The sequence below is a fragment of the Streptomyces xingningensis genome (assembly GCF_054957865.1).
The window spans coordinates 1-10,509 of sequence record NZ_JBDJPF010000108.1; the positions used below are offsets into that span (position 1 = coordinate 1).

The window sequence follows — 10,509 nt, forward strand, 5'->3', positions numbered from 1 at the left end:
CAGTGACCAGGTGTGGGTCCAAGACTCACTCCTGCTCACTGAATAGGAACGGTTCGTTTCCCGCTCAGTGGCTGGCGGACGGTCGCCGGGTGGCTCGGTCGTCCGCCAGTACGCGCTCGATCAGCTCGGCCACCAGGGAGAGCCCTTCCGGGGACAACTCCAGGGCGCGCAGGGCGAGTCTTCGCACCGGGTGATGATGGGCGAGCCGGGCGAGCTCGAGCTCGGCGAGGGTCCGCGAGCCGGTGGCATCGTCCAGGAAGTAGGCGACCGGGACCCCGAAGAACCGGGACAGTGCCGTCACCAGGTCGGTGGACGGATGTTTCTTGGTGCCCTTTCTGAGGGCCGATATATAGGCGCCGCCCACCCGCACATGGGGGTTCTCCCGTTTGATCGCCGCCGCCACTTCCTCGTTCGTATACCTCCGCCCGCGGGGGCCCTCCGGGCGGAGGTCGTCGAACAGCCGGTTGAGGCTGCCGGCCAGCGTCGGCCGTTTCGCGGCACCGGACATCGCACCCACCTCCGCTGTGCGGCACGATGCGGACGGCCGCGGAACTCCCTTGATTCAACCAGAGGTTGAAGGTTGTGGCCATGGCGGGAAGGCCGGCCGGGCGGCCATTTCGCGGGAGGACCGGGGTGGGGATTCCGCCCGTCAGATCCCTTGTGACGGCCGGAATCCAGCCCTCCCGCCGGTGTTAGTCTCTTGATCATCGTCTGCGCCGGCTGCCCGGCCCTCCACAGTCGAACCGCCGCCGAAGAGGATCATGCCCGTCGCCCCGTCCGCACATGATGCGCTGCTCGCCCTGCTGGTGTGCCCGCTGTGCGGGGAGTCCTTCGCGCCCGCCGACGGCTCGCTGCGCTGTGCCAACCGGCATGCCTTCGACCTCGCCCGCCAGGGATACGCCGGTCTGCTGACCGGCGACATGCGAGCGGGGACCGCCGACACCGCGGCCATGGTGCGGGCCCGTGCCGGGTTTCTGGGCGCCGGGCACTACGCGCCGCTGATGAGCGCGCTGGCGGGCGTGGTGGCGCGGTCGGCCCCGCCGGACGGCACCGTGCTGGACGCCGGAGTGGGCACCGGCCATTACCTGGCCGCCGTGCTGGACGCCCTGCCGGGCGCCGTCGGCCTGGGGCTGGACGCCTCCAAGTTCGCCCTGCGCCAGGCCGCCCGGGCGCATCCACGGGCGGGGGCGGCGAGTTGGGACGTATGGCGTCCGCTGCCGGTGCGCCCGGGCTCCGTCGATGTGGTGATCAATGTCTTCGCGCCCCGCAACGGCGAGGAGTTCCATCGCGTGCTGCGGCCCGGCGGGGTGCTGGTGGTGGTTGTTCCGACGCCACGTCACCTGGCCGAGCTGCGCGGCCCCTTGGGGCTGCTGGCGGTGGATGCGGCCAAGGCGGACCGGCTGCACCGCACGCTGGGCGAGCGGTTCCGCGAGGAGCGCACGGAGTGCCATGAGCATCGGCTGACGCTGGCCGCCGAGGACATCGGGAACCTGGCCTCCATGGGGCCCACGGCCCGTCATGTGGCGCCGGCGGAGCTGCGGCGGCGCATCGACCGGCTGGAGGTGCCGTTCCGGGCCTCGGTCTCCTGTCTGGTGTCGGTGTACCGGCCACGGTGATGGAGATCATTGGCCCGGGGCAATGAACCGACCGGCCGGACGCCCGGCACGGCGCGCCGGCCCGTCGGACCCGGCCCTGATTCACAGGCGGCCCGCCACCTTGCGGGCGACCTGGAACACGTCCCCCACCGGCTGCGCCGGGAACTGCGGCCGCTTCCGGGTCCAGCCGTCCTCCAGCGCGAACCAGTCGATCGGTTTGGGCCCCCGGCCCGCCGCCAGGGCCGCGTCCAGTTCGGTGAAGTACGTCGTCCAGCGCAGCCGGTACAGCCCGCCGACCAGCCCGGACCACTCCCGGTTGGCATAGTCGTGCAGCTTGCCGCCGTTCGCCGAGGCGCGCGGCCCCCACACCGTCAGCAGCGAGACGGCATCGTGCTCCAGGCGGTCGCGCTCGGCGGCGTCGGACCCCCAGGCGCGGGCGTCGGCGATCCAACGGCCCAGCAGATGGCGGCCGTCCGTGGCGACCAGCTCCTCCAGCAGGTCCAGCCAGCCCAGCCACTGCCGGGTCAGCTCCCCCAGGCGCCCCCGATCCCCGGCCTGGTACGCCGACTTGATGCCCGGCAGCAGCAGCCGGCTGCGGTTGGCCGCCGACTGCCGGGCGACATCGAGGAGGTCGTACCGGTAGGCGGAGCTGCTCCGCAGGGCGGGGGCGACGGCCAGCAGCGCGGGCAGGGCCTTGTCGAACTCGGCGGCGTCATACCGCAGTTTGGGGGGCGACCAGCTCGCCGCATGCTCGACCGCGAGGTCGGGCCGGGCGCCGAAGAGCCCCTCGGCCGCCTCGCTCCAGCTGTCCGCGCGGGAGGTCCCGTAGGCGGTGCGGCGCAGCACGTCCCAGGCCTGCGCCGCATGGGGGTCGGTGCCGCCGTAGCGCTGGACGGGCCACTGGCCGAACCAGGTGGCGAGGTTCACCGGCCCGTCCGTCCAGGGCAGGTCGGCGAAGAGGGCCAGGGCGGCGGGGTTGTTGTCGGCGGCCTCGGGCAGCAGCGCGATGCCGTGCAGGGCGCTGCCCTGCTTGGTGCGCCAGCGGTGGTACAGCTCGGCCCAGTCGGGTGCGTTGGCGCCCAGCGCGGTGTGGCCGCCGAAGTTCCAGATGGAGCCGAAGGCGTAGGGGGTGCCGCCCCAGTCCTTCTCGCGGTCCGTCACGGTGGGGAAACGGTCGGAGAGCCCGTCGAGGACGAGCATCCGGGAGCGGTCGACGGCGTCGACGATCTCGCGCCGGGGGTTGCTCTGCCAGCCCAGGACGGCCCAGGTCGCCCCGGGGTGGGCGGTGCGCAGGGCCTTCTCCACGGCCTTGGCGGCGGCGCCGATGGGCACCTTGCCGGGGGTGCCGCCCTCGTGCAGCAGGTCCATCTTGTACATCGAGGTCGCTCCGAAGAGCTCCTGCTGGACCCGGTAGAAGGTACGGGCGACGCGGCCGAAGTGCGGGGTGCGCGGGTCGAGCCAGTCGGGGCGGCGGAAGCCCGGCCAGTCGCCCTGCGGGACGATGCGCGCACCCGGGTTGCGCCGGTCGAAGCCGGGCGGCACGGTGCCGTAGTAGCCGGGGAACACGGGGGTCATGCCCAGTTCGCGCAGCCGCCGCACGATCTTCTTGGCCAGGGCGGTGCGGCGGTCGAGGAGGGCGTGCGAGACGGGGCCGCCGAAGGACGCCATGTTCTGCATCAGCCACCACGGCTGGTGCGCGGGGCCGGGGACCCAGGACCGCAACTCCTGGTCGTGATAGCCGTGTTCGAGGAAGGTCCGGTGGTAGACGGTGTCGGCGCCCGCATAGACGAGTACCTCGTTGAAGCCGTACAGGGCCAGGATGTCGAGCTCGTGCTCCCAGTAGTCCCAGCCGTGATAGGGGCCGGTGTAGCCGTCGTTGGTGTCGTTGAACACAAAGCGGTGCCGGACGTTCGCGGTCCTGGTGAGGGGGGTACGCACGGCGGGGAGTCTGTCGGGGAGGCCGGTCTGGGCGCCGGCCCAGGAGAAGTGGGCGTGCGCGGTGTGTCTGAGGTACCAGTGGAAGCCGGTGAGCTGGACGGCCGGGGTGGTGCCCTCGACGAGGATCCGGCCCGGTGTCCCGGTCACCCGGAAGGCATCCGCGCCGCCCCGGTGCGGCAGGGTGCGGAAGGTGACCTGGTGGTGGTGGCGGGGGAGCAGCCGGGCGAGGGCCGCGCCGGCCGCGCCGCCGCTTCCGCCGGCCGCGGGCGGCTCCGCGGCGGCGGGGGGCGTCGCCATCCCGCCCAGGGCGGCGGTTCCGGCGAGGGCTCCGAGGATCGTGCGACGGGGGATGTGCATGGGGTGACCTCCCATGGCGCTGCGGTTCCTGGACTGGACCACGTAAGCGCCGAGATCCTATGAGCAGATGTCCGCGCAGCGTCAAGGGCGCGGAAGCCGAGTCACCCACACCGGTAACATTTGCCACGAATAGCCCTACGTGAGGAACCCCGTGCGACCACTCACCAAGACCTTCGGCGGCACCGTGCTCGCCGTCGGTCTGCTGGGTGCACTGCTGACCGGGTGCGGCGATCCGAGCGGGCTCAAGGTGACCGGCCCCGCGGCGAAGCCCGCGGCCGGTTCGGTGCCCGCTTATGTCGTCGAGGGCCCCGACCGGCCCGAGCTGACGCGTCCCGCGTCCATCGAGGTCAACGGGACCATCCACCTCACCGGTCTGCACTGGAAGAGCTGGGACGGGCCGACCGCCGAGGCGACCGGCGAGGTGTCCGGCACCTGGTGCATGCCGGACTGTGCCGTGCACCCCCACCGGGCCAAGGTCAGGCTTGGCGGCCTGGTGAGGCAGGATCGTTCCGCCTACTACGGTCGGGCCGCGGTCATCGCCGAGGGGCTGCCGCCGGAGCAGCACAACGAGCTGCGGGACCTGCGGCTCTATGTACCGAAGCGCTGACCGCCGAGGAGCCTGGAACCCATGGGACTGCGTACGAAGATCGGCGCGGCGATCGCCGTCACCGCCGCGCTGGTCGCCGTCCTCATGGGCTTTGTGGTGCACCACCGCACCGCGATGAACCAGTTCGAGGCGGCGTCCGACAGCCTGGACGCCCGGCTGGTCGCCGCCGTCGAGGACCACGCCGCGGGCAACGTCTGGCGGACCCACACCCTGGTGAACCCGCCCCGGATGCCCGGCCCGCTGCGCAGGGTCGTGGAGAAGGGCAAGCGCGCCGTCTACCTGGAGGACCGCGACGGGCGGGATCCCATGCTGTGGGCGGCCAGCCGGCTGGGCGCGGACATCATCGTCGTCAAGCGCCCCTACAGCCGGGAAACCCGCAATCTGCGCGATCTCGACGATGTCCTGCTGCTGGCCGGGGGCCTGGGCACCGCCTTCGCCTGTGTCGTCGGGGTGGGCCTGGCGACCGTGGTGGGACGGCGGCTGAATTCCTCCGCCAGGATCGCCGAGCGGATCGCCGACGGCGATCTCACCGCACGGCTGCGGCCCCGGGGCGGCAAGGACGAGACAGCCCGGATGATCCAGGCCGTCAACCGGATGGCCGACGCCCTCGCCGCCCGGATCCAGGCCGAGCGCGAGGTGACCGCCAATATCTCCCATGAGCTGCGCACCCCCATCGCGGGCCTGGTCGCGGCCGCCGCCCTGCTGCCGCCGGGCCGCCCCACGGAGATGGTCCAGGAGCGGGCGCGGCGGGTGAGCGGTCTGATGGAGGACGTCCTGGAGGTGGCCCGGCTGGACGGGGACGCCGAGCGCGCCGAGACGGAGGTACGGGAGCTGGGCGAGCTGACCCGGCGGGCGGTGCGGGCGGCGGTCGTCCCGGGCCAGGGGCCCGTCGAGGTGCGGGTGGTCCGCGACAGCCTGGTCGACACCGATGCCCGGCGGGTCGAGCGGATACTGGCCAACCTGGTCACCAATGCCTTCCGGCATGGCTCGGCGCCGGTCGTCGCGGAGGTCGACGGGCCCGTCGTCCGCGTCCGCGACCAGGGCCCGGGCTTCCCCGACCAGCTGCTGACCCGTGGTCCGCAGCGCTTTCGCACCGGCTCCGGCTCCGGGCTGGGCCTGGGGCTGACGATCGCGGCCGGACAGGCCCGGGTGCTCGGCGCGGGGCTGGCCTTCGCCAACCCGGCGGCCGGGGGAGCGGAGGCGACCCTGGACCTCAGCGGGTCGGCGCGGGCGGAGGAGCCCGCGGAGGCGGACGGCTGAGGTGCGGGCGGCTGAGGTGCGGGCGGGCCTGGCAGGCCCAAGAGTGGAAGCCATGACCACTGCCGAGAATGTGCTGTTCATGACCGTCGCGGACCCCGAGACCGGCCACCGGGCGCTGGACGCCCTCCGCTCGGCGCATGCCGACGGTGCCGTCCGGCTGCACGAGGCCGCGGTGATCGCCAGGGACGCCGAGGGCGCCCTGGACTTCCCGGACGCCGTGGACCACACCGGCACCGCGCGGGCCTTCACCGTGGGCGGCCTGATCGGCGGGCTGCTGGGCATCCTCGGCGGTCCGCTCGGCGTCCTGATCGGCTTCGGTGCGGGGGGCCTGATCGGCGGCGCCCACGACGCCCGGCGGGCCACCGGGTCCAATGCCGCGCTGGAGATGCTGGCCGAGGAGGTGCCGCCGGGCTCGACGGTCCTGGTGGCCGAGCTCGGCGAGGACGGGCCGGACGCGGCGGACCGGGCCCTGGCCCGATACGGCACGGCAGCGCGCTACCCGGCGAAACGGGTGCGCGCGGAGGTCGAGGCGGCCATCGCGGAGGGCCGGGGCTGAGCGGGCGCTGCCTCGCCGGGCGCCTCAGACCCGTATGGAGAGCGGCTTGGCGAAGCAGCGGCTGGCGTCGTGGGCCCGGTAGAGCCCGAACTTCGGGGCGGGCGCATAGCCGCTGGAGGTGTAGAGGGCGATCGCCTCGGGCTGCATGATCCCGGTCTCCAGCACCATGCGGGTGCGCCCGGCCTCCCGGGCGTCCTCCTCCAGTCGCGCCAGGATGCGCCGGGCCAGCCCCCAGCCGCGCGCCCGCGGCACCACATACATCCGCTTCAGCTCGGCGTCACCGTCCGAGTAGCCCTCCGCGTTGCGCTCCTGCGCTCGCCAGCCGCCCGAGGCCACGGGCGTGCCGTCCGGCTCGTAGGCGATGAGATACAGGCCACGCGGCGGGGCGAACTGGGCCGGGTCCATGGGGGTGAGGTCGCCGTCTCCATAGCGCTCGGCGTATTCGAGCTGTACCTGGTCATTGAGGGTGACGGCGTCGGGGTGGTCATAGGCGACGGGCAGGATCCGCATTCCAGAAATCGTACGGGCGTCCGATGTCGGGGTGACAGGGCCGCCGGGGAAGTCGGTATCGTTCCGGAATGCTCACTGTGACGACCGTGAATGTGAACGGCCTGCGCGCCGCGGCCAAGAAGGGCTTTGTGGAGTGGCTGGCGGCGACCGACGCCGATGTCGTCTGCCTCCAGGAGGTCCGCGCCGAACCGCACCAGCTCCCCGACGAGGTGCGCGACCCCGAGGGCTGGCACACCGTGCACGCCCCGGCGGCGGCCAAGGGCCGCGCGGGCGTCTCCCTCTGCACACGGCGCGAGCCGGAGGCGGTGCGAACCGGCTTCGGCTCGGCCGAGTTCGACGGCAGCGGGCGCTATGCGGAGGTCGACCTGCCCGGCGTCACGGTCGCCAGCCTCTATCTGCCCTCGGGGGAGGTGGGCACGGAGCGGCAGGACGAGAAGGAACGCTTCATGGCCGAATTCCTGCCCCATCTGGTGGCGTTGAAGGCCCGGGCGGCGGCGGAGGGCCGCGAGGTGCTGGTGTGCGGCGACTGGAACATCGCCCACCAGGAGGCCGACCTCAGGAACTGGAAGGCCAACCGCAGGAGCGCAGGCTTCCTGCCCGAGGAACGCGCCTGGCTGACGCGGGTCTTCGACGCATCGGACGGCGGATACGTGGACGTGGTGCGCGCCCTGCACCCGGGGGTCGAGGGGCCGTACTCCTGGTGGTCCTACCGGGGGCGGGCCTTTGACAACGACTCGGGGTGGCGGATCGACTACCAGGTGGCGACGGCAGGGCTCGCGGAGCGCGCGGTGAAGGCCGTGGTGGAGCGGGCGGTCAGCCATGACCTGCGGTGGTCGGACCATGCGCCGGTGACGGTGGTCTACGAGCTGTAGCCCGGCGGGAGAGCCCCGCCCATGTACCACGCGGGGCAGCGCACGGACGGGGCTCAGCTCGGATTCACCCGGTACGCCCTCGCCCACGCCCTGTGCGGCGATAGCCTGCACAGGCCCCCGCACCAGGAAGCACAGGCCGGACGGAGGAGAGGCACGATGACCACAGCTGCCGTGGGCGAGCCGGGCATCCCACCCATGCCGGAGAGAACCCCGAAGGCCCTCCGCGAAGCCATCGCCCAGCACGCTCCCCGGCTCCTGCCCGATTTCGACGCGCACTGGAAGCGGTATGTCGCCGACGCATACGACATCAGCACCGTGCCCGCCTTCATGGCCCGGTGGTGGGGTGAGTACGCAATCGCCCGCGATCCGCAGCTCGACGCCCACGTCACCGGTCTCGAACACCGCGCCGCCTATGAGTGCACCGACCAGGCCGAAGCCAAAGCACTCCTGGAAGAAGCGTCCAACATCCGCCACCTGGCAGCCCGCACGGAGCCCGGCCGGTGACCGGCGGGCGGCTTCGCATGCGGAGTGGTGGAGCGACCGTGCACCCGTAACGGTGACGTTTGAGGGCTGAACGACCTTGCGGAGAACCCGCGTTGAGCGGGGGCTTTGCGCTTCTTTGAGGTATTGGAGCGCTGGGCGTGCGCTCTTGACGCGCCCCGGGCGATGGGCTGATGGTCATGCAACTGACCGCAACGGGCGCTATACGGGAGGCAGTCGTGGATCTACAGTTCATCGGGATCGACCCCAACACCGGGGACAATCAGTGCCCGGCGGTGTGGGTCGATACAGGTGCGGAGCCCGAACCCGAACTCCTCTTCCAGGGATGGCTGGCCAATGAGGCGGCTCAGGCCGAGTGTCTGAAGAACAGTCCCAAGCCCGACACGGAAGCCGTGGTCCGCATCCCGGCACGGATGGTGCCGCTGATCAGGAAGGCGTGTGATGTCGCAGAACAAGCAGCAGCCCAGCTTTGAAGAGCTGCTGAATTCGGCCGAGCGCTCTGCGGTGCACCTCGAGATGCGGGATTCCTACGCCGTGGACTACGAGACCTCTGGGTTCACCACATGGAAGGCCGGACACCGGCTTGACCCCCAGGACCGCGAGTCATGGTGGCGTCCGTGGCTGGACCTGGTGTCCCGGACCGTGGCGCGTGGTGTGGTGATGCGGCGAGCCCGGATCGTGTCCGAGCCGGTGAGTGAGTACATCAAGTTCGAGCACAGCGGCACATTCACCAACATCGCAGCAGGAGAACAAGTCCGATGGCTGCCGCGTCGGCAGGCGTCGGGCCTGGCGTTGCCCGGAAACGACTTCTGGGTCTTCGACAATCGGCTCGTCGAGTTCAACCACTTCACCGGAGACGGCCAGGGCGCGGGATACGAGCTGTCCGAAGATCCCGATGTGGTGAAGTTGTGCGCTTCAGCATTTGAAGCTGTATGGGAACGTGGCGTCGAGCACGATAAGTACGAGGTCTGACACGCCACCACTGGACAGCCAGCTCATGCCCACGTCTCCTTCGTCCAGCGCTCAGGCGGCCCGTGAAGCATTGGCCGGACGACTCAAGGAGCTCAGGCGGGACGCAGGGCTGACGGGACACGAATTGGCTGTCCGGTGCGGCTGGCACAAAGCGAAGTCCAGCCGGATCGAAAACGCAAAGACAGCCCCCTCGGACGCGGACATTCAGGCGTGGTGCGCGGCCTGCGGTGCCGGTGATGACGCGGTCGACCTCATAGCGGCCAACCGCGCGGCCGAGTCCATGTACATGCAGTGGAAGCGACTCCACCGGACCGGGCTCCGTCGGATCCAGGAGTCCTACGTTCCCTTGTACGAGCAGACGCGTCATTTCCGCGTCTACTGCTCGAACTTGGTGCCGGGGTTCCTCCAGGCCGAGGGGTACGCAACGGCCCTGCTCCGGTCAGTCGCAGCATTCAGAGAGGCCCCGAACGACGTTGCCGACGCCGTGGCAGCACGCTTGGCGAGATCCCGTGTTCTTCGGGAAGGCGACCACCGGTTTGCCATGCTGGTTGAGGAAACCGTCCTCCGGTACCAGTTCGGTGACGCCGAGGCAATGGCCGGACAGCTCGGTCACCTGTTGTCCGTGATGTCGCTGCCATCGGTCAGTCTAGGAGTGATTCCCGCCAACACCCCTCGCACCGTGTGGGCGATGGAGACGTTCAATGCCTTTGATGATGCCCGGGTACATGTGGAGTTGCTGACCGCACAGGTGACAGTGACCGCGCCGGGCGAGGTACGCGATTACCTCAAAGCTTTCAAGGAGCTGCAACAACTGGCTGTGTACGGTGCCCATGCACGGTCGCTGATCACGAGTGCCATCGACTCGCTCGGATGATTGGTCTGCAACCGACTGCAACTTTCTGGCAGCTGCCCCCCTCTGGTTCCTAGCGTCTTCGCCATGACCACGGACACCGAAGCAGCCGCACAGCAAGCCGAAGCCTTCCTGGCCGGAAAGCGAAAGGCTGACGACACCGCGTTCATGCTCGGGCGGGTGCTGGCGGAGATGGGCATCGAAGTGGGCGGCCAGGACTCCTGGCCCCAGCTGTTGGGTCGGGCCTCCCTCGCCGGTGAGCCGTCGCTGTACCTGGGGACCGTGCCGTTGCCCACCGCCCGCAAGCTGATCGATGCCCTGATCTACGCGGAGTCGGCGAAGCGGAGCCGGCGTGACCGCGAAGCCTAGCGGGGCTGCTCCGCCGCGTTCCCACTGAAGTCTCCTGTCCGGTCGGCTGCTTGACGGTTGCCGGCCGGAGGGGTCCTCACCTGCTGGCTCGCAAAGTCGGGTGGGTGTGCGTAACCACGTAT

General features: G+C 70.8%; 13 protein-coding genes. 10 read left to right on the forward strand and 3 right to left on the reverse strand.

The window, feature by feature from the left end; translation table 11 throughout:
* Positions 1 to 64: 64 nt before the first annotated feature.
* A complete protein-coding gene (locus tag ABCR83_RS31390; protein WP_462698656.1) occupies positions 65 to 508 on the reverse strand; it encodes an XRE family transcriptional regulator in 444 nt (147 codons plus the stop codon).
* 253 nt (positions 509 to 761) lie between these two features.
* Between ABCR83_RS31390 and ABCR83_RS31395 the strand changes: the two genes are divergently transcribed.
* A complete protein-coding gene (locus ABCR83_RS31395) occupies positions 762 to 1,616 on the forward strand; it encodes a putative RNA methyltransferase (protein ID WP_462698657.1) in 855 nt (284 codons plus the stop codon).
* Positions 1,617 to 1,697: 81 nt separating this feature from the next.
* On the opposite strand, the gene ABCR83_RS31400 is transcribed toward ABCR83_RS31395, so the two are convergent.
* Positions 1,698 to 3,890 carry an alpha-N-acetylglucosaminidase gene (locus ABCR83_RS31400; protein ID WP_462698658.1) on the reverse strand — a complete coding sequence of 731 codons (2,193 nt, stop codon included), beginning with the start codon at positions 3,888 to 3,890 and terminating at the stop codon, positions 1,698 to 1,700.
* 151 nt (positions 3,891 to 4,041) lie between these two features.
* Between ABCR83_RS31400 and ABCR83_RS31405 the strand changes: the two genes are divergently transcribed.
* Genes ABCR83_RS31405 through ABCR83_RS31415 form a run of 3 tightly spaced genes read left to right on the forward strand, consistent with a single transcriptional unit; the run spans position 4,042 to position 6,313 of the window.
* Positions 4,042 to 4,497, forward strand: a complete 456-nt coding sequence (locus ABCR83_RS31405) for a hypothetical protein (protein ID WP_462698659.1) — start codon at positions 4,042 to 4,044, stop codon at positions 4,495 to 4,497.
* Positions 4,498 to 4,518: 21 nt separating this feature from the next.
* Complete coding sequence (locus ABCR83_RS31410; RefSeq protein ID WP_462698660.1) at positions 4,519 to 5,757, forward strand: ATP-binding protein; 1,239 nt, start codon at positions 4,519 to 4,521, stop codon at positions 5,755 to 5,757.
* Positions 5,758 to 5,809: 52 nt separating this feature from the next.
* Entirely contained in the window at positions 5,810 to 6,313 is a 504-nt protein-coding gene (locus ABCR83_RS31415; protein WP_462698661.1) for a DUF1269 domain-containing protein, read from the forward strand.
* 24 nt (positions 6,314 to 6,337) lie between these two features.
* On the opposite strand, the gene ABCR83_RS31420 is transcribed toward ABCR83_RS31415, so the two are convergent.
* On the reverse strand, positions 6,338 to 6,823 hold the full coding sequence (locus ABCR83_RS31420; RefSeq protein ID WP_462698662.1) for a GNAT family N-acetyltransferase: 486 nt from the start codon (positions 6,821 to 6,823) through the stop codon (positions 6,338 to 6,340).
* Between the two features lie 68 nt (positions 6,824 to 6,891).
* On the opposite strand from ABCR83_RS31420, the gene ABCR83_RS31425 reads away from it, so the two are divergent.
* The 6 genes from ABCR83_RS31425 (at position 6,892) to ABCR83_RS31450 (ending at position 10,387) form a co-directional block, all read left to right on the forward strand.
* Positions 6,892 to 7,695, forward strand: a complete 804-nt coding sequence (locus ABCR83_RS31425; protein ID WP_462698663.1) for an exodeoxyribonuclease III — start codon at positions 6,892 to 6,894, stop codon at positions 7,693 to 7,695.
* A gap of 156 nt (positions 7,696 to 7,851) precedes the next feature.
* Entirely contained in the window at positions 7,852 to 8,199 is a 348-nt protein-coding gene (locus tag ABCR83_RS31430; RefSeq protein ID WP_462698664.1) for a hypothetical protein, read from the forward strand.
* 215 nt (positions 8,200 to 8,414) lie between these two features.
* Positions 8,415 to 8,669: a hypothetical protein gene (locus ABCR83_RS31435; RefSeq protein WP_462698667.1), complete on the forward strand. Its 255-nt coding sequence runs from the start codon at positions 8,415 to 8,417 to the stop codon at positions 8,667 to 8,669.
* Positions 8,638 to 9,168 (forward strand): DUF6879 family protein, encoded by a 531-nt coding sequence (locus ABCR83_RS31440; RefSeq protein ID WP_462698665.1) that lies wholly within the window; start codon positions 8,638 to 8,640, stop codon positions 9,166 to 9,168. Before ABCR83_RS31435 ends, ABCR83_RS31440 begins: the two co-directional genes overlap by 32 nt.
* 25 nt (positions 9,169 to 9,193) lie before the next feature.
* Positions 9,194 to 10,042: a helix-turn-helix domain-containing protein gene (locus ABCR83_RS31445; protein WP_462698668.1), complete on the forward strand. Its 849-nt coding sequence runs from the start codon at positions 9,194 to 9,196 to the stop codon at positions 10,040 to 10,042.
* Positions 10,043 to 10,105: 63 nt separating this feature from the next.
* Entirely contained in the window at positions 10,106 to 10,387 is a 282-nt protein-coding gene (locus tag ABCR83_RS31450) for a hypothetical protein (protein WP_462698666.1), read from the forward strand.
* The last annotated feature ends 122 nt before the right edge of the window (positions 10,388 to 10,509 follow it).

Bases quoted from the DNA above. Each gene is read 5' to 3' on its own strand.
- ABCR83_RS31390 (WP_462698656.1), bottom strand. From the start codon at position 508: ATGTCCGGTGCCGCGAAACGGCCGACGCTGGCCGGCAGCCTCAACCGG.
- ABCR83_RS31395 (WP_462698657.1), top strand. From the start codon at position 762: ATGCCCGTCGCCCCGTCCGCACATGATGCGCTGCTCGCCCTGCTGGTG.
- ABCR83_RS31400 (WP_462698658.1), bottom strand. From the start codon at position 3,890: ATGCACATCCCCCGTCGCACGATCCTCGGAGCCCTCGCCGGAACCGCC.
- ABCR83_RS31410 (WP_462698660.1), top strand. From the start codon at position 4,519: ATGGGACTGCGTACGAAGATCGGCGCGGCGATCGCCGTCACCGCCGCG.
- ABCR83_RS31415 (WP_462698661.1), top strand. From the start codon at position 5,810: ATGACCACTGCCGAGAATGTGCTGTTCATGACCGTCGCGGACCCCGAG.
- ABCR83_RS31420 (WP_462698662.1), bottom strand. From the start codon at position 6,823: ATGCGGATCCTGCCCGTCGCCTATGACCACCCCGACGCCGTCACCCTC.
- ABCR83_RS31425 (WP_462698663.1), top strand. From the start codon at position 6,892: ATGCTCACTGTGACGACCGTGAATGTGAACGGCCTGCGCGCCGCGGCC.
- ABCR83_RS31430 (WP_462698664.1), top strand. From the start codon at position 7,852: ATGACCACAGCTGCCGTGGGCGAGCCGGGCATCCCACCCATGCCGGAG.
- ABCR83_RS31440 (WP_462698665.1), top strand. From the start codon at position 8,638: ATGTCGCAGAACAAGCAGCAGCCCAGCTTTGAAGAGCTGCTGAATTCG.
- ABCR83_RS31445 (WP_462698668.1), top strand. From the start codon at position 9,194: ATGCCCACGTCTCCTTCGTCCAGCGCTCAGGCGGCCCGTGAAGCATTG.
- ABCR83_RS31450 (WP_462698666.1), top strand. From the start codon at position 10,106: ATGACCACGGACACCGAAGCAGCCGCACAGCAAGCCGAAGCCTTCCTG.